This window comes from Acinetobacter sp. IK40 (assembly GCF_035615075.1).
Taxonomy (GTDB): Bacteria; Pseudomonadota; Gammaproteobacteria; order Pseudomonadales; family Moraxellaceae; genus Acinetobacter; species Acinetobacter courvalinii.
Genome location: NZ_JANBOE010000007.1, coordinates 164,593 through 182,968, shown reverse-complemented (window position 1 = coordinate 182,968; position 18,376 = coordinate 164,593). Strand labels below are relative to the sequence as shown.

Genomic DNA, 18,376 nt, shown 5'->3' with positions numbered 1-18,376 from the left:
CTTAATTGACTGCTTTTAGAAAATAATGGCTGAGCTGTTCAGCATTCTGGACCGGAATCCAGTGGGTGGCATCCAGATGAACTTCTTGATAAGGACCAGCAAAAAACTGTTTATTGAGCTGGGCACTTTTTTTGCCAATCGCAATATCTTGATTCCCCCAAATAAACAGGGCTGGCACTTTGACTTTCTTGAAGGTAGAGCGAATTGGGGCCAGTGGCATACTGCGATACCAGTTAATCGCCGCGCCAATACGATCCTCCTGAACAAAATACTGCTGAAAATCGTTGATCTGTGCAGTATTCATTCCCGAATTTTTCAATAAAAAATGGCTGAGCGTCTTGGCTCTTTTAAATAACAGTTCAGGAATGAATGGCAACTGGAAAAAGCCAATATAATAAGAGGTGAAGATTTGCGTACTGCTCAGCATGGCTTTTAGAAATGCGCCTGTATGAGGAACAGAAACCAGCGTTAGATGTTTTACCAAATTTGGGTATTGCAAGGCCAATTCACAAGCAACGATCGAACCCCAGTCATGACCTATGACGTATACAGGCTTTCCTAACAAATCAATGAAAGCTTTGACATCGGCAACCAGTTCACCAATCGAATATTGGAAACGACCTTTGGGAGCAGCAGTTAAGCTATAGCCACGTTGTTCAATGGCAAAAGTGCGGAAGTTATGCTGATTGAGGATTTCACTAGTTGCTTGCCAACTGTGGGCAGTTTCTGGAAAGCCATGTAAAAGAATAACTGGTTTACCATCAATTGGACCTGTATCAATGACCTTGAAAATCAGGTTATTGCGATGATATTCGCTGTATCTTGTGGCTGTTTTTTTTGCCATGGTGATCTACTTATCAAATGGACTGATGTCTATTGATAGTAGTAAGCAGTATCAGACATGTCTTGACAGTAGATGAATGAATTTAACTTCTTGTGCCATGAAACAGATTATTGGCACATGAAGCATATTTTTTGACACTTAAAGACGATTTAATTTTGTCTTTCTGGTCATTTAAAAATCAGAAAGCAGACGCCTTTGAGTGTTCAAAACGTCGATTCAATACTTCGGTCATTTGCTGTAAAAGCTGTGCAACCAGCCCGTCTTTATCCCAGGCATAGATCGAAACTGTCATTGGCTGTGCTTTACCCAACGCAAGATATTCACGTACCCGATAGCCTCGGGTGGTAACCACCGGAAGCAGAGACACGCCCAGCCCGGTTTCAACACCAATCAGTACGCTGGCTAAACTGTTACTGGTAAATGCGATATACCAATGTTGCCGTTCACGTTCGATCTGCTCAAACATATCTTCGCGATATAGCCCACCTTGTGGAAAGGTCACCAGTGGCAGGGGATCAGACCAGTTTCCGCCATGATCAATACTTTCAAACCAAGCCATTTCTTCAGGAAAAGTCGCATGATGATCCGCACTGGCAATGGCTTCTTTCACAATCACCAGATCAAATTGTCCACTTCGGTAGCCTTCCATCAGATCACGACTCAGTCCTGCAGTCACATCTAGCCGAATACTACGATGTTGTTTGCTAAACCGACTCAAGGCCAGCGCCATGTCGGTATTCATAATATCTTCCGGCAAGCCGATATGAATCGGGATGGTGCCTGTTGGATCACCGAGCACGTTCTGAGCCTCTTGCTGCAGTGCCAGAATACGCCGGGCATAACTAATCAGGTATTCACCTGCGCTGGTGAGTTGCATTGGCCGGGCATGACGATCAATCAACTGTTTTCCTGTAGCTTGTTCCAGCCTTGCCAATTGCTGACTGACTGTCGATTGTGTCATGTGCAAGCGTTCTGCCGCTAAAGTAAAACTGCCCGCTTCAATAATCGTGACAAAGGCGCGTAACAAACGTGGATCAAACATCGCAATAACTCATTGTTTGGAATTATTTTTCCATTTAAGACTTAAATAGGTATTCATTATCTTAATACATTTGATTCAATAATTTAATTTTTAAATAGTCATGAATCTCGCTATGCTCAACTCAGAGGTAGATTGACTGCAAGGATGGTATTGATCAACCACAAGGTTGTCGGCATCTTTGCTGCCTTTTTATGTTGGCTAGGAGGAAGTCGATGAACAAATCCTTAATCGCTGCTGCTTTAATCATGGCATTGTCTGCCTGTGGTTATGCCAGCTCAGGAGATACGATGCAAAATAATGCTTTACATCAGGCGGCAGCACAAAATGATGTGGTCCGAATCGAGCAACTCTTGTCTAAAAGTCCAGACATCGATGTGCGTGACTCATCAGGTGCAACCGCGTTAATGATTGCTACACGCGCCAACCATATTCAGGCGGCACAGGCGTTGATCAAGGCGGGGGCTGATGTCAATGCCAAAGATAATATTCAGGACAGTCCTTATCTCTATGCAGGTGGAAGAGGGCATTTAGAGATCTTGACCATGACCTTGCAACATGGTGCAGACCTGAAAAGTACCAATCGTTATGGCGGTACAGCATTGATTCCTGCCTGTGAGCGAGGTCATGTCGAAACGGTTAAAACACTGATTGCGGCTGGTGTGAATGTTGATCATGTTAATCATCTGGGCTGGACGGCATTACTGGAAGCCATCATGCTGGGCAATGGCGATACGCGATATCAGCAAATCGTCGAGCTGCTGATCAAGGCGGGTGCCAATGTCAATCTGGCTGATCGTGATGGCGTAACACCTCTAGCCCATGCGCAGACGCGTGGTTATAAGCAGATTGAAAATGCATTATTGGTTGCTGGTGCAAAATAAAACCGACAGGAGATAAACATGGATCAACATACGGATTTTCTACGTCAGGCCATTGAACTTGCTTATCAAAATAGTGAGGCGGGTGGCCGTCCATTCGGGGCGGTGATTGTCAAAGATGGCGTGGTCATTGCGACCGGTGTGAATCAGATTCTCAGCAGCAATGATCCCACTGCGCATGCAGAGTTACAGGCCATCCGTGCAGCCAGCAAACAGCTGAACTCGGCCAATCTGGAAGGATGTTCGGTGTTTGCCAGTGGACATCCCTGTCCGATGTGTATGGCTGCCATGCGTATGGCAGGTATACAAGCCGTGACTTATGCCTACTCAAATGAAGCGGGTGAACCCTTTGGCTTATCTACCGCTGCAATTTATGCCGACCTGGCCAAGCCTTTTGCCGAGCAGTCGATGCAGATTCGCTATGTCCCTGTACGGCTGGAGCAAAAACCAGATTTGTATGCTTACTGGAAATCATTGGCCTAAATGATGATGACCTCCTTTAATCATCGTCCGATGCTGATCGCAACTGTGGCATTGGTCGGACTCAATTTACGGCCTTTTATGACCAGCATTGGGCCAGTTGCGAATCCGATACGAACAGGAACCAGCCTGAGTTTGCAAGGAATTGCCTTACTCACTTTAGTTCCTATGCTGCTGATGGGAATCATTGCCTTTGTTGGGCCTTCGATACAAAGTGCGCTTGGTGAGCGTAAGTCCATTCTGACGGCTTTAGCAATTATCTGTCTGGGATGTGCATTACGTTTTATTGTGCCGAATGGTGGATTCTTGATTTTGACTGCTGCCATCATTGGTTTAGGTGTGGCGATTGTACAGGCCTGCTTTCCAAGCATGATCAAAAGAGAATTTGCGGATCATCTAGGGCCGATGATGGGGCTATATTCAGCCATGTTGATGGGCGGCGGGGCTTTGGGTGCTTTAATTGCGCCGATAGTCACTAGCGTAAGTGGAGACTGGAAAGTTGGTCTATCGATTTTCACTTTACCCGCAATTGCTGCATTTCTTCTTGCCAGTTGTTTTTTGGCTCGACCTGCAAAATCTCAATACAAACTTCCATCGGTTGGTGTATTCATGAAACAGCCGCGGACATGGTTGTTGATTTTTTGCTTTGGGTTGATCAATGGTGGCTACAGCTCAATCGTGGCATGGCTGGCGCCGGCCTATCAGGAGCGAGGCTGGAGTGCAACAGCGAGCGGTAATTTGATGGCAGTACTGACACTCAGTCAAGCTGCGGCAGCATTGCTATTGCCTTATTTATCCCGAAGCAATCAGGACCGCCGGATATGGATTGGTTTAACTTTGCTCATGCAACTACTTGGATTTGCGGGCTTGGCTTTTATCCCTGAATATCTGCCTTATCTATGGGTCGTGGTTTTAGGGGCAGGCTTGGGTGGCAGTTTTGCCTTACTGATGATTGTGGTACTTGATCATCTGGCTGATCCCGCACATGCAGGACAGCTTTCTGCCTTGATGCAAGGTGGTGGTTTCTTACTTGCAGCGCTTGCGCCGTGGCTACTTGCTGTATTTCACGGTCTCACAGGTGGTTATACCCTTGGTTGGATCTGGCATTTGGCAATGGTAGTGGTGGTGAGCATACTGATGATCAGACTCAACCCAACACATTACGGTAAAGCCATCCGCTTGACCAAATAAATCCGCAGCAGCTGAACAAAGGGAAAATGTCTTTTTGAGCAGCAGCGTGTGCAGTACTTAACAGGGAAGTTTAAAAAAATAAATAGAATGTGACAATTATGGTCATCTATAGACAGAACTGTATAGACATTAAATCGTTTTTTTGAGTAAAATATGGCAAATTTAATGAAATGTTCTATAAAAAATGCTGAACAATATTTTTCAGGCTCTGGAAAGTTTAGGCCTTACAGCACCAAAACGTGCCATTCATATTCAGTTTTCGAATCAAAATTTAAATACCCAAGTTTTCCTGCAACGCATTGATGGCCAGCATGCGCTGAATGCCGGTTTTAAGGCTGAGCTGATCTGTTTGTCGACCAATGCAACCATTCCCCTGAAACAGTTCATCGGCAGCCAGGCCGCCATTGATACCGTCACCGATCAGGGACAACTCAGCCGTGTCACGGGCATTATCACCCAAGCCTTGCAAGGCCAGTCGGACGGTAGTTTAACCCTCTATAAACTCACTTTAGAAGACCCAACCGCACTGTGGAAACAACGCCGTAACAGCCGCGTGTTTATGAATAAAAGCGTACGCGATGTAGTGGAAGTCGTCTTTAAAGAATGGCAACAAAAAAGCCCCTTATTTGCCTCCAGCCTAACGCTGGACCTCAGTGGACTCAGTCAGGACTACGATGTCCGCCCATTCATAATGCAGTCCAATGAGAGCGACTATGACTTTCTTACCCGTTTACTGCGTAGTGAAGGCATCAACTGGCTGGTGGATGAAGCAGAACGAATCGTTCCACAAAGTAGTGCTGCGATTCAGCCGCAAAAACTGCGTCTGATTGATGACAATAGTCAGTATCAGGCCCTGGAACGTCGCCAGATCCGTTATCACCGCAGCAGTGCCACCGAACAATACGATAGCATGACCAGTCTGGTCGGACAACGCTCATTACAACCGAGCAGCGTACATGTGCAACGCTGGCAAGCTGATGCACTGGAACAGGAAGACGGTGCAGGCAGTGTACAAAGCACCCATAAACACAGTGAACAATATGACAATGCCAGTCTGGGGCTGGAACAGGTCTGGCATTTTTCACCTGCCTGGATGCAAGACCTGAATGGTGAAGATGGTGCAACCCAGTCCGGCAATGCCCAGATAGAAAAGCTCAATCAGAACCTCGGACAATACTACGATCTGCAATCCAAACAGTTCGTGGCGAAGACCACCGTCCGTGACACCCATGTCGGTTACTGGTTTGAACTGGCCGAACACCCTGAAATCGATCAACACGATGGCAATGATAAAGAATTCCTGATCACAGGCAAAAACTTTTATAACCAGAACAACTTGCCTAAAGATTTGCACCAGCAGATTCATCAGCTATTGGCCCAAAGTAATTGGCAGCCAAGCCAACAAAGCAATACAGAAGAACGCCAAGCCAATCAGCTGACGCTGCAACGACGTAGCATCAAAACCGTTCCTGAATTTAACCCATTACAACACCGTCCAGCCGCTTCACCGCAACGGGCCAAAGTAGTTGGCCCAAGCGGCGAAGAAATTCACGTGGATGAATGGGGCCGTATCAAAGTCCGTTTCCTGTTTACCCGTAATGAAGATCATAGCCATGATGGCGGTGCAGGTGCCAATGACAACGATACCGATTCAGCCTGGGTCGATGTGCTGCCCCCGTGGGCTGGAGAAGGCTATGGCGCACGCTTCCTGCCGCGTATCGCTGAAATCGTAGTCCTCGCCTTCTTTGATGGCATCATTGCCCGTCCATTTGTAGTGGGACGTATCCACGAAGCCCATCGTAGTCCAAGCAAATTCGACAATGCAGGCAAGCTACCAGACCCCAAAAAACTGGCAGGGATCAAATCGAAAGAATATCAGGGCGAAGGCTTTAACCAGTTACGCTTTGATGACACCACTGGACAGATTAGCGCACAACTGCAGAGCAGTCATGCTGCTAGTCAACTTAACTTAGGTAAACTGAGCCACCCGAAAGATAAAGCGGAAAGTGAAGATCGGGGCGAAGGTTTTGAACTGCGTACCGATCAATGGGGAGCCGTACGAGCTGGAGAAGGTTTACTCGTTTCCACGCATAAACAGGATCAAGCCCAAGGCGAACATCTGGATGCACAGCCTGCCAAGCAGCAGCTAGAAGGTAACCAAAGCAATGCCAAAGCCTTAAGTGAAGTGGCCAAGAACCAGCAGACCGATGAGATTGAATCAGTTGATCAACTCAAAGAATTCGCTGAGCAGATTCAAGAGAAGATCGCCCAGTTTAAAAAATCATTATTATTGCTGAACTCACCTGCGGGTATTGGTTTAAGTAGCAATGAAGATATTCATTTATCTGCGGATGGGCAGATCAATCAGTTTGCAGGCGATAGTATCAACTTAAGCACGCAGAAAAATCTGATTACGCATGCACAAAACAGAATCAGTGTGTTTGCTGCGCAGAATGGGATTAAACAGGTGGCTGCGAAAGGTAAGTTTGAAGTCCAAGCACAGTCGGATGGCATGGATTTACTGGCCAAGCAAGGTATTCAGATTATTTCAACCGAAGATCGAATTGAAATTACCAGTCCGAAAGAGATTGTGATTACTGCCGGTGGTTCTCAGATTAAGCTGAATGGTTCGGGGATTTTCCCCGTGACCAGTGGCAAGTTTGAGGTGAAGGCTGGGCAGCATTTACTGGCCTCAGGCGCAAGTGCAAGCAGCAATGCACCCCAGTTACCACAAGCAAAATCACTAAAAGGAGCGCTACAGTTATTAAGAAGTTATGGGGGAGATAATTTCTTTAAGCAGAACAGCTATAAAGTGATTGATTCTCTGGGTAAGCAACTGACTGGCAAACTGGATGGAAATGGTTTTGCTCAAGTGACAGGTATTGCACCAGGCGCAGCCAAGGTCATTTTTGAAAAAGATGAGACCAGTGCATGGGCATCAAGTAGTGACTTTAAACGTGATTATACTTGGGCAGAGCCGGTAGAAAAAGTTGCCGCCTCATTAAGCAGTGCATTGGGACAGAACATGAAGCAACAGCTGACCAGCAGTTTAGTTTCAATGGATAAAAATAGTCTTAAAAATATAGGTAAAAATACCTTAAATGGTTTGGTTGAGCAGACGGTTGGGCAAATCAAGGATCAAGTCAGTAATACCGCTTTAAGTGCTGTTTCAAAGCAACTGAACCTTAATATTTCTCCAGACCAAATGAAAAGCTTGGCACAACTCGCCATGAATCCGAGCCAGTCGGTTGACATGATCAAAGCACAGGGTGTGGGTTTTGTAAAAGATCAGGCAGCTACAAAATTGGCGGAGTCCACCCAAATGGATTCGATTCTTCAACAAGGCATCGTTGATCGTTTTCATGGTCAGAACAATGGTTAGGACAGATTTTAATTCACGCGCAGCAATTTAAAAAATAGATGTATTGAAATAAATTAAGGGTTTGAGATTGATGGCTACGGAAAAAACACAACAGGCAACAGATCAAAAAGCGTCGAAGGTTGAACTTGCTGTTTTTAATTTGGACAGCGTACACACGGTAACTGACCTGCAAATGATTGCCAAGCAAATCCAGCTTTATTTACAGGTATGTGGGAATACCAGTTTAGAACAATTACAAGGGAGTGCGAATACTGCAACGGTAGCCAATATTTTTGCTTTAACAGGCAGTGTGCTGGATTTAATTTTATATGCGACCGACAGCAAGACAGAGGATGCTGCGGTACAACAGGGTGCATTGCTCGCTGCAAATTTAATTGGTTTATTTGCTGAACCAAGCAATGAAGCACATGCGCGTATGGTATTACGTCCGATGTTTGGTCTAATGTCGCAATGTTTATATCCAGAAAATGGAAAGATTAAAGACGCGGATATTAAACGCTTGGGCCTGCATCTGAATGCGATGGTCGCAGGTGATTTAGAAAAGTTTTTACAAGAAACGCAAGCCAAATTAGCGACCTTGCTCTCACAGGCAACGATTTTAGGAAGTAGTATTCTTACGAGTTTGTCCGTGCCTGCGACAGCAATAAGTGCGGGCATGACTGTAACGTCGGCAGGTGCGACAGCCGAGAAAAGAGACCCCCAACTTAAATTTAGCAATTGGGCTGCACCTCTTATTGATTTAATCGGTAAACCGAGTCAGGCAGATTTAACCCCTAAACTACAACCAAATATTCAAACACACCTGCAACAGAAAGCAACACAAGCAATTGCAACTTTAAGCCAGACCTTACAGCAGCAAGCCAATGCAGGGCAGAAATACAGCTTGGCTTGGTTATTACAACAAACTTTAACTGCGATTCAGGCCAGCGAAAATAAAGGCAATGCCAGTGTGCCGATTAATCAGACTGGAGAATATGAGCGCCATACCAAAGGGGATACCTTAGAGTTTGTGAGCTTACAGGCGGATGCTTTGAATGCACCGCCTTGTGAAGGTGATGGTTCAGAGACTAGTAAGAGTATCAGTTATTCAATTGGCGCAGAGCGGGTTCAGCATGCCGATTTCTATTTACCGAAAGTTGGTTTTGTATTTAGTCGCCAATATAACTCGCAAATGGATGAGTTTGATCAGGGGATGATGGGTGCTCGTTGGATGATGCCTTTTTCCAATGTGATCCTGCCAAAGCCACAAGGTTATATCTTCATTGATGCGAAAGGGCGTAAACATGCCTTACCATCCACGATTTTGCAGCAGGCTTACACGGTTCCTTTTGAGGGAATGACGGTTCACCCAATTGAAAATGGTGATTTATTATTAAATTTTGGTGGTGACTGGAGTTTCCATTTTCATCAATTTGGTCTTGGCCAGCCCTATCATTTAATCCAACAATTCAATGAAAACACCAATGAAAAAATTAGCCTAAGTTACCTTTTGGCAGATGGTGTTGCTTATCTTCAAGCCATTGATTTCCAGTTTGAACATGCACAGCATCAACTAAAATTAGCCTTTAATGAACAAGTCAAGATTATTGCTGTATTTGTGGATGATCAAATTGAGCCATGGGCACGCTATCACTATGATGCACAAGGTAATCTGATCACAGCTTTCGATCAAAATGGGCACGCACGTCAATACGAATATAATCAGGCGCATCAGCTAACGCGCTATACCGATCGTACAGGCCGTGGACAAAATATTCGCTATGAATCGACGTTGCCAAATGCCAAAGCCATTGAAGAATGGGCGGATGACGGCAGTTTCCATACCAAACTGAAATGGCATCCGCGTTTACGCCAAGTTGCGGTTTACGATGCTTATGATGTACCGACCTATTATTATTTCGATTTGGATGGTTTTACCTATCGTATCCGTTTAGCCGATGGTCGAGAGTCTTGGTATTCTCGAGACGGTGAGAAACGCATCACCCGACAAATTGATTTTGAAGGTCGGGAAACTCAGCAAGAATATAATGATCAGGGCCAACTGGCGAAAATTGTACAGCCGAATGGTGGTGTGATTCGCTTTGCTTATGATGAACAAGGCAATTTAACCGAGACCAAAGATCCAGAAGGCAATATCTGGAAACGTGAATATGATACACAAGGCAATATCAGTAAAGAGATTAATCCTTTAGGTCATGTCACTCAATATAAATACAATAGCAATAATCAAGTGGTGGAAGTGATTGATGCCAAAGGAGGTATCAAGAAAATCCAATATAATGATCAAGGGCAAATGCTGTCTTATACTGATTGTTCGGGCAAAAGCAGTACATGGGAATATGATGAGGAAGGTGATCTAAGTGCGCAGCAAGCGGCAAATGAACAGAAAGTTCAATATCTGTATAGTCTGCAAGGTAAAGATAAAGGGCAACTTCAAGCGATTGTTTATCCAGATGGCTTGAAAGAACTATTTGAGCATGATCAAGAAGGGCGTCTACTCAAACACACCGATACCAATGGCTTAACCACTCAATATCAATACAATACTGTCGGCCTGTTAGAAGAACGCATTGATGCCAATCAACACCGTGTGGGCTATCAATGGGATAAGCAGGGTCGTATCCAAAAACTTATTAACCAGAATCAGGCTGAATACCAGTTTAGCTATAACAAGTTTGGTCAGTTAGTTCGTGAACAAGCATTTGATGGTGAAGAAAAGCAATATAGCTATAGTGAAAATGGTCTATTGTTCCAGATTCGACAACCCAATATTCTGACCGAATTTAGCTATTATGATGATGGACAGATTGCTTCAAAAACTTATACCAATCTGCATACTCACCAAAGCCAGACAGAGCAATTTGAATATAATTTAAATCAACAATTAAGCTCAGCCAGTAATGCTGAGAGCCAAGTTCAAATGTATCGTAACCAGCTTGGACAATTGGTGCGTGAACACCAGCATTATAAGATGTTGAATCTAACGGCTGTACTACGTTATGAATATGATGAACTGGGCAATCTGGTTAAAACCATTCGCCCAGATGGACAGCAGCAGACCAATCTGAGCTATGGTTCAGGACATATCTACGGAATTGCGCTTAACCAGCAGGATGTTGTTTCTTTTCAGCGAGATGATTTACATCGTGAAACGGTACGTTTTCTGGCAAATGGTTTGGTACAAACCAAACATTATAATGATGTCGGGTTATTGATTTCTCAACAGATTGAGCCTGAGCAAGAAACCTCAGATCGACTCCGTTATCAAGCGCATAGACATTATCAATACGATAAAAACTATTTGCTCACCCAAGTTGAAGACAGTCGTTTAGGACAGCTTAATTATCAATATGATCCGATTGGACGTTTGATTTCAACGCAAAGTCAGCATAAAAACGAGAGTTTTAAGTTCGATCCAGCGGGGAATCTGATTGACCCAATCAACCAGACAACACATGCCAAAAACAATTTAATCAAGCAGTATCAAGGCAAGCATTATCAATATGATGTACAAGGCAATGTGATTGAAACCACGCAAAATGGCAAGGTCTTAAAGCTGACGTGGGACAATCATAACCGTTTAATTCAAAGTAACTTAAATGGGCAAGTAACTCAGTATGGTTATGATGTCTTTGGACGTCGTTTATATAAGAAATCATCAAACCAAGACTTCACCTTATTTGGTTGGGATGGTGATTTGATGATCTGGGAATCAAAAAGAAGCACAGAGAATCCTGAGAGTAGCTATACCAAACATTATGTCTATGAGTCTGATAGCTTTGTACCGTTAATGCAGGCGGGTTATCAGGGTTTTATTCAACTGATAGAAACACCTGATTATAGTGAATATCTCAACAAGCCTTATTCGGTTTATAAAGATCCAATTTGGAGCTGCGATACACGTAAGAACCGTGTGGCTTTAGAGCAAACAGCTTTTTATCATTGTGATCAAGTCGGAACACCGCAAACATTGAGCAATGCCGCAGGTGAATGTGTTTGGGAAATTACTCAGGATACGTGGGGGGCTGCACTTGAGATTCAAATGCTCAATAAGGACAATCCATTTGAGCAGAGTAATCTTAGATTCCAAGGTCAGTATTACGATAATGAAACAGGACTGCATTATAACCGTTATCGTTATTATGAGCCGTATAGTGCAAGGTATTTGAGTAAAGATCCGATAGGGTTATTTGGTGGATATAACACTTCTGCCTATGTAAGTGATCCAACTCAATGGGTCGATCCGATGGGATTAATGGCTGAGAATAAGAGTAAAAAAGACCCTTTTAGAATACCTGAGGGTTCTTCAGAATGGCTCAAAACTGAGAATGCACGCCTTGAGCAGCAAGCTCAGCGTGCAAGACAGGTAAAGCTTGCAAATGAGCAAGCAAAACAGAGAGCAGCGGAAAAAGAAAGACAGCAGAAACTAGCAGACGAAGCAAAGGCTAAAAGTGCAGAAGAGTTCTATAGGAGTACAGTCTGTGAAAGCACGCCTAGACCTAGACAACCAGGTGGATTACGCTCAAGAGCAGTATTGGGTAAAAATGCTTATACTCCTTATGTTTGCCCACCAAGTGTTGATTATGCTATTTGTTCAGGCGGTGTTGGTCCATTAGCAGGTGGTGTTGTAATTAATCTTCATGATGGAAGTGTTTATAAAGCTAAAGCATTAAGCCTTTCAACTGTTGCTTCGGGAGTTACTGGAATAATTGAAAATCGAAATAAAAATCCCTTTGAGTTTGGAAAATCAATTTTAAAAAGTGTAACTGCTAAAGGAGGAGGTTGTAGCTTTGGTACAATTTCAAATAAACCCAAAGAAGAAGACACAGCTAATTTTGTCAATAGATGGCTCCCTGGTAGAGGCTTCACTATTACAGGCGGATTGTTAGGTTTAACTGGAGGAGTAACAGTTCCTGATGGGCAAAAGCTATTTTCTACGAAGAGTCAAATTGGATGGGAAAAAGGAATAGGTACAACAATTTTTGATTATTCAGAAACGGAAACTATAGATTTAGATTTTAAATTACCAAATTTTAACAAGGCAGGAAAGAAATGAAATATTGGTTTGTAAGAAGTTTAATAATATTCTTGACTATATGTGTTTCTTCTTGTGCTAGCGTTGAAGAAACTCAACAAGGTAAGTATTTTACACATGTTATTAATCAATACTTTGGGGAATATCAACCAAATGAGAAAATTTGGGTCGATAAGCCAGAAAGTAAATATTCAATTACTAAAATAAAAAAATCAAATCTTTCTTTAAATGATTTTTCTAATATTCGTAAGAAGTTGGAAGTTGATGGTTGGAAACTTATTTCTGATCAAGATAGCTACTATGAGTATTGTTTGGGTGAGAAAATACATATAGGTATACTTTATCCAATACGACCACATCATTACAACCCTGAAGGGCGTGAAGTTAAATATACAGATATTAATGACTGGCTAGTAGGGTTATCTTATGGGGAAAGTGGAGTGAATCAATGTAGAAAAGATGAGATACCCGTAATTAAATTAGATTAATTTAAAAAGATAATTTGAACAAGTTTTGAAATACTGTCTTTAGACGTATTCTTAATATTTTCTTGGAGATAATATTAGTATCTATAAAACAATAGAAATAGAGGCTTGTGCTTCGATTAGTATTTTATTTTTAACTGTAGGTTAAATATTAAGAGTAAATTTATGAAAGTTATTTCAATATTGTTTTTATCTTTTTTGCTGACTGCATGTTCAAATGCTGATGAAAAACACCAAGATCAATATTTTAATAAAGTAATTGATAACTACTTTGGAAACTATGACCCAAAAGAGAAAGTTTGGATTAATAAGCCTATGAATAAGTACGTCACAGCAGATGTGAAAAAATCAAGGATGTCATTTGGTGATTTTGAAAATATACAAAAAAATTGCGAGATGATGGTTGGGTGCTAATATCAAGTCATGATAGTTTTTTTGAATATTGTTTGGATAAAAAGTTATATATCGGAGTGTTGTATCTAATAAATCCAAAGCACTATGGTTATGATGGTGAGGAAATAAAATATGAAAACATAGATGAATGGTCAGTTGGATTGTCTTACAGCGAAGCAGGGGTTAAGCATTGTATTAAAGACGAAATTCCAGTAATTAATTTGGATTAAATGTTTTTTTATATGATAATTGCTTGGATGAGAAAATTTTTTAAAATAAATATTTTGTTGGTTTTTGTTTTGTCTATTTTATCTTGTACAGGCGAACGCGGAAAATCTGAAATGATGAGTTTTGAAGATATCACATCTAAATATTTTGAATCTTATGACCCTGCTTTTGAAGTATCTATTAGGCGCCCTGGAAATCATGCTGGAACAATTTTAATTGATAAGACAAAACTATCAAATGTAGAAATGGATGGGATAAAAAATAAAATAAAATCAGATGGGTGGGTTGAAATGGAAAATTCGGAAAACTATACCTTGTATTGTCTTGGTAATTATCAGCTTATTGGGATTTTGTATCCTAATGATTTGATTGAGAGAAACAAGAAAGGTGAGGAAATTACTTATGAGGATATAAACTCTTGGAATATAGGGTTGTACTATAACAAAAATGGTGTGAATAGTTGTGAAAAAATTTAATCATTTAACATTGATTATAGGTTTTGTTATTTTATTATCAGCTTGCAATAAAGATCTTGAGTCAAAACGGCAGAATGTAAATGAAACAGCCAAAATAGATTACAGTAACGTCTCACCAGATCAATTTAAGGGACAGTTAAGTTTTTTCAAAGAGCAATTAGATAAGGTTTTCAACGATCAGAAATATATCTTAAGAGATGAGGGGATTGCTTTTGCTCCAACACAAAGTTTTTTAGTGGTACAAATTCCAATAGAAGAGCTTAATGAAGAAAGTTATCAAAAAAATATTTTTCCAAAAATTAAGGAAAATGGGTGGACCTTTAATAAGAGTATAAAAAATGCTGATATTTTTTGTAATGGAAAAAAACATCAGTTAGAAGTTATTCGACCTAAAAAATATTCGAAAGAAATTATTAATGAAGAAGATAAATTAACTTTCTCTCCAATTGATAAGGAGTGGAATATTGGTATGTTTTATCAAGAACAAGGAACAACATTCTGTGGTGATGGTTTGCCTATAATTACAATTAAGTAAAATGAAATAGAGCCTAGACAGTTGGTTTATTCTCTTAATTACTTTATTTTATTAAGATTTATTATATAATCTTGAAATATTGGTTTGTATAGCTAAAATAATAAATTTTTTAATTAATTATAAAGGGTAAGTTTTGTCTTCTTTAAAATCTTCTTATATCGCTGGTTTCTGGCGCCGATCATTTGCTTTTCTTATTGATTTATTACTGGTAGGAGGCTTCTGCTGGAGTACGATTCGACTTCTCTCTGAGTTTATGTATCCATTTCCAGTTATATCTATTTTTATTGGATATTTCTTTGTTGTTTTGTATTTCGGTTTGTTAAACAGTTGCTTACATTCTGGACAAACTTTTGGCAAACAGCTTCTAAAAATTAGAGTGACTGACACACATGGGAAAGATCTTGCTGTAGCCCCATCGTTGCTTCGTTCAGCCATCTTGTTTGCGCCATCCTGCCTCGTGTCATTAAGTGGTTATTTTCCGATTTTACTGTTATCTGAATTATTCAACCTATTGTTGGTCTGCTTACAAATCCTGATTATTTATTTTTATATTTTTAACCGACAAAACCGCCGCTCACTTCATGACTTTGTTGCGGGTTCAATGGTGATTAATTTAAAAAAAGATGATCAAGAACAGCAAGTTCCTGAGATGTGGACTAAGCATAAGATTTTTGCAGCATTGATTACCTTGGTGTGCTTAGGTACTGGCATATCTTCTTTCAACCTATTTGATCGTGATAATACTGTTGAAATTAACAAGTTTAAGGACATTCAACCAGAAATTATTCATGTAAAACGGATTTCAGAAACGGATGAAGAATCAGAGACTCAACTCATTTTATTTGATGTACAGATCAATGACCCAGCAAAACTGAATAATTCATTTTTTGCCCAAGCATTCGCAGATCATCTACAGACACTTGAGCCGCAGTTGATAAATGACAGTAGTAACATTTCAATTCTTTTGAGCACAAGGCTTCAATTTGGCTTAGCCTCATCAATTGATTTGAATATGTACTCGGTTAAAAAAACACAGCAAGGGTTAAAAGTTGTAGAAGAGATTTCTACCGTAAATTTTTAAACCATGAAAAAAGCTGAAGCTATCTATGGCATGAATTAAATTTTTTTAATCTGTGTGCACATAGCTTCAGCAACTCGAATTCTGTCCCATTAAACACATTCCGTAAAGACCGACTTTATAGTTTAAGCATTGTTTGTCAGCGTGAATTTCTTCATTTTCTTATGAAGTTAAACAAGGACGTACAACAATGAAAAAAGCACTGCTTCTCTTGGGTTCAATGGGTGTGTTGGCAAATACGCCAGTCTGGGCCGCTGATATCAGTATCGGTGACCCGAAAACCCAAGCGGGTGAACTGAAACTGACAGGTGCAATCCGTACCCGCTATATCCATAAAGACTATATTGTCGAAGCCAATGAAGGCTCTAAAAATGATGACTGGCAACTGGCAGATATCAAAGCGGTACTCAGTTATGAAAACCCAGACTGGATTGCATCGATGGATGTGCGTTGCTACCAGTATGATCGCTTATGTGATGCCCTATTTTTAAAAGATGCTTGGGCAGGCTATAAATTCTCGGATCAGCAACGGCTGACAGTTGGTTTTCAATCGGTTGATTTCGGCTTTGGACGACTGTGGGGCAATAGTTATTATGAAACTTTGTTGAATACCGTTGGACTGGAAGACATTCAAAACCTTGGGGTGAAGTACCAGTTTAAGGACAATCTGTATAACTTCATTCTCGGTTTTTATCCAACTGATGGTGGCAACTACAAAGGTACCTCCAAGGATTCCAGTCGCTATAGCGGTAACTTTGTGCGGGCAGACGATCTGACTCAAGGCACCGATATTGATGAAAAGAATATGTGGGTGACACGTTTATCCCGAAAGTTTGAACTAGATCAATCCCAGAATTTCTCCACGGAAATTGGTGGCTCTTACTGGTATTCGGAGCTGGAAAATAACCGAACCAATAAAGATGGGCATCGTAGTACATGGAGCATTTTTAGCACCACCAATTATCAGGCATGGCAGTGGTTGTTCCTGGCAGGAGAGCAGGACATTAAAAATGCAGATGATCTTTTGCCAAAAAGTTCGACCATTGGCGCATTTGACTATCCTTATCAAGTGGCTAACAAAGGCAAATATATGGCCAATGAAATTAACTACACCTTTGCCAAGCCTTTTCATCAGTTAGAAAATATTAAACCTTATGTGTCGTATAGTCGTTTTTATAAAGATGAAGCAGGCTATCAAGATTCGGATCGCTTAATCGCGGGTCTATATTTTAACTATAAAAAAGTAGGCATACAGGGTGAATATATCTGGAGTCGCAATGACCCAATGACGGGTAGTGGCGCAGATGGACTGGCACAAGGTGACAGCAATCAATGGAATAAATTGTTCTATTTATCGCTGGGGTATTATTTCTAAATCCAGCTTGGAAAATGAGCCAGTCTGTTTGCGATAGACTGGCTTTTTTCATTTAGGTGGTTCTTAAAATCAGCGCCCCGATTAAAATAATACATGAGGAGATAATCCGTACTGCATTGATGCGTTCTTTTAGAATAAAGATTGAGATCAGCGTGGCAAATAAAATCGAGGTTTCTCTTAGTGCGGCAACAATCGCAACCGGTGCAAGTGTCATCGCCCACAGTGCCAAACCATAAGAGAAAAATGAACCGATTCCACCGATTAAACCTAAATGCCAATTATGACGAAAATACTCACCCATCTGACGATATTGCATTTTCAGGGCAAAGATAAAAAAGATCAGTCCGGAGAGTAAGAAACTCCATAGGATATAGGCAATCGCTGATCCTGCAAGACGAACGCCATGACCATCCAGCAAAGTATAACCTGCGATCAGCACTGCATTCAGCAACGCTAAACCAATGCCTTTGCGTCCCGTTTTGGGTGCAGCCAGAATCATCGATAAAATGCCGATGGAAATGGTGATGATGCCTAGCCATGCATTGAATTGAAGTTGTTCATGCAATAACAAGGTACCTAAAACGGCCACAATCAGTGGTGCTGTACCACGCATTAAGGGATAGGTCAGGCCCATATCGGCAACCCGATAGATTTTAGCCACCATGCCAAAATACAGAATTTGTATTGCGGTTGAAGCCAGAATAAAAGGCCAGCTCTCGCGTTGCGGTATTGGAAAAAAGGGCAACAATATCGCAGCTAAGACGGCTGCGGATGCAGTGACCAATACCGTGGTTAAAAACTTATTTGTACCCGCTTTTACAATGGCATTCCATGTGGCATGACATGCCGCTGCAAGTAAAATAAGGCCAAATATTGCCGTGCTCATAAGCTGCCTGTTAATTCATGATCTTGCTAATGTGCATGATGTGGTTGAAAAAAGAAAGCCGGCAGCTT

Annotated in this window: 13 protein-coding genes and 1 pseudogene; 11 read left to right on the top strand and 3 right to left on the bottom strand. The window is 41.5% G+C overall.

Going from position 1 to position 18,376, the window contains the following annotated elements; all coding sequences use genetic code 11:
• Position 1 precedes the first annotated feature (1 nt).
• Both MSG93_RS13720 and MSG93_RS13715 read right to left on the bottom strand, forming a co-directional pair.
• Positions 2-844, bottom strand: a complete 843-nt coding sequence (locus MSG93_RS13720; protein WP_324622210.1) for an alpha/beta hydrolase — start codon at positions 842-844, stop codon at positions 2-4.
• A gap of 178 nt (positions 845-1,022) precedes the next feature.
• On the bottom strand, positions 1,023-1,886 hold the full coding sequence (locus MSG93_RS13715; RefSeq protein WP_324622209.1) for a LysR family transcriptional regulator: 864 nt from the start codon (positions 1,884-1,886) through the stop codon (positions 1,023-1,025).
• 212 nt (positions 1,887-2,098) lie between these two features.
• Here MSG93_RS13715 and MSG93_RS13710 point away from each other — a divergent pair, with 212 nt between their 5' ends.
• The 11 genes and pseudogenes from MSG93_RS13710 to MSG93_RS13660 all read left to right on the top strand — a co-directional run bounded on the left by MSG93_RS13710 (position 2,099) and on the right by MSG93_RS13660 (position 17,422).
• Entirely contained in the window at positions 2,099-2,767 is a 669-nt protein-coding gene (locus MSG93_RS13710; protein WP_324622208.1) for an ankyrin repeat domain-containing protein, read from the top strand.
• 18 nt (positions 2,768-2,785) lie between these two features.
• Positions 2,786-3,247, top strand: a complete 462-nt coding sequence (locus tag MSG93_RS13705; RefSeq protein ID WP_324622207.1) for a nucleoside deaminase — start codon at positions 2,786-2,788, stop codon at positions 3,245-3,247.
• 3 nt (positions 3,248-3,250) lie between these two features.
• Positions 3,251-4,435 (top strand): cyanate transporter, encoded by a 1,185-nt coding sequence (locus tag MSG93_RS13700; protein WP_324622290.1) that lies wholly within the window; start codon positions 3,251-3,253, stop codon positions 4,433-4,435.
• A 184-nt stretch (positions 4,436-4,619) separates the two neighbouring features.
• A complete protein-coding gene (locus MSG93_RS13695) occupies positions 4,620-7,817 on the top strand; it encodes a type VI secretion system Vgr family protein (protein WP_324622206.1) in 3,198 nt (1,065 codons plus the stop codon).
• Between the two features lie 70 nt (positions 7,818-7,887).
• On the top strand, positions 7,888-12,873 hold the full coding sequence (locus tag MSG93_RS13690; RefSeq protein ID WP_324622205.1) for an RHS repeat-associated core domain-containing protein: 4,986 nt from the start codon (positions 7,888-7,890) through the stop codon (positions 12,871-12,873).
• On the top strand, positions 12,870-13,340 hold the full coding sequence (locus tag MSG93_RS13685; protein WP_324622204.1) for a hypothetical protein: 471 nt from the start codon (positions 12,870-12,872) through the stop codon (positions 13,338-13,340). The genes MSG93_RS13690 and MSG93_RS13685 overlap by 4 nt, the downstream gene beginning before the upstream one ends.
• 162 nt (positions 13,341-13,502) lie before the next feature.
• Positions 13,503-13,960, top strand: a pseudogene (locus MSG93_RS13680) (hypothetical protein).
• 12 nt (positions 13,961-13,972) lie between these two features.
• Entirely contained in the window at positions 13,973-14,434 is a 462-nt protein-coding gene (locus MSG93_RS13675; protein WP_324622203.1) for a hypothetical protein, read from the top strand.
• Complete coding sequence (locus MSG93_RS13670; RefSeq protein ID WP_324622202.1) at positions 14,421-14,969, top strand: hypothetical protein; 549 nt, start codon at positions 14,421-14,423, stop codon at positions 14,967-14,969. The genes MSG93_RS13675 and MSG93_RS13670 overlap by 14 nt, the downstream gene beginning before the upstream one ends.
• 133 nt (positions 14,970-15,102) lie before the next feature.
• Complete coding sequence (locus MSG93_RS13665; protein WP_324622201.1) at positions 15,103-16,050, top strand: RDD family protein; 948 nt, start codon at positions 15,103-15,105, stop codon at positions 16,048-16,050.
• 187 nt (positions 16,051-16,237) lie between these two features.
• The gene (locus tag MSG93_RS13660; protein ID WP_324622200.1) at positions 16,238-17,422 is read left to right on the top strand and encodes a porin; all 1,185 of its coding nucleotides are present in this window, start codon (positions 16,238-16,240) and stop codon (positions 17,420-17,422) included.
• A gap of 52 nt (positions 17,423-17,474) precedes the next feature.
• On the opposite strand, the gene MSG93_RS13655 is transcribed toward MSG93_RS13660, so the two are convergent.
• Positions 17,475-18,308, bottom strand: coding sequence for an EamA family transporter (locus tag MSG93_RS13655; protein ID WP_324622199.1), 834 nt, complete (start codon positions 18,306-18,308; stop codon positions 17,475-17,477).
• Between the last annotated feature and the right edge of the window lie 68 nt (positions 18,309-18,376).

Excerpts from the sequence above, each read along its gene's own strand:
- MSG93_RS13720 (WP_324622210.1), bottom strand. The coding sequence starts at position 844 with ATGGCAAAAAAAACAGCCACAAGATACAGCGAATATCATCGCAATAAC.
- MSG93_RS13695 (WP_324622206.1), top strand. The coding sequence starts at position 4,620 with ATGCTGAACAATATTTTTCAGGCTCTGGAAAGTTTAGGCCTTACAGCA.
- MSG93_RS13675 (WP_324622203.1), top strand. The coding sequence starts at position 13,973 with ATGATAATTGCTTGGATGAGAAAATTTTTTAAAATAAATATTTTGTTG.
- MSG93_RS13655 (WP_324622199.1), bottom strand. The coding sequence starts at position 18,308 with ATGAGCACGGCAATATTTGGCCTTATTTTACTTGCAGCGGCATGTCAT.
- MSG93_RS13705 (WP_324622207.1), top strand. The coding sequence starts at position 2,786 with ATGGATCAACATACGGATTTTCTACGTCAGGCCATTGAACTTGCTTAT.
- MSG93_RS13685 (WP_324622204.1), top strand. The coding sequence starts at position 12,870 with ATGAAATATTGGTTTGTAAGAAGTTTAATAATATTCTTGACTATATGT.
- MSG93_RS13700 (WP_324622290.1), top strand. The coding sequence starts at position 3,251 with ATGATGACCTCCTTTAATCATCGTCCGATGCTGATCGCAACTGTGGCA.
- MSG93_RS13690 (WP_324622205.1), top strand. The coding sequence starts at position 7,888 with ATGGCTACGGAAAAAACACAACAGGCAACAGATCAAAAAGCGTCGAAG.
- MSG93_RS13715 (WP_324622209.1), bottom strand. The coding sequence starts at position 1,886 with ATGTTTGATCCACGTTTGTTACGCGCCTTTGTCACGATTATTGAAGCG.
- MSG93_RS13710 (WP_324622208.1), top strand. The coding sequence starts at position 2,099 with ATGAACAAATCCTTAATCGCTGCTGCTTTAATCATGGCATTGTCTGCC.
- MSG93_RS13660 (WP_324622200.1), top strand. The coding sequence starts at position 16,238 with ATGAAAAAAGCACTGCTTCTCTTGGGTTCAATGGGTGTGTTGGCAAAT.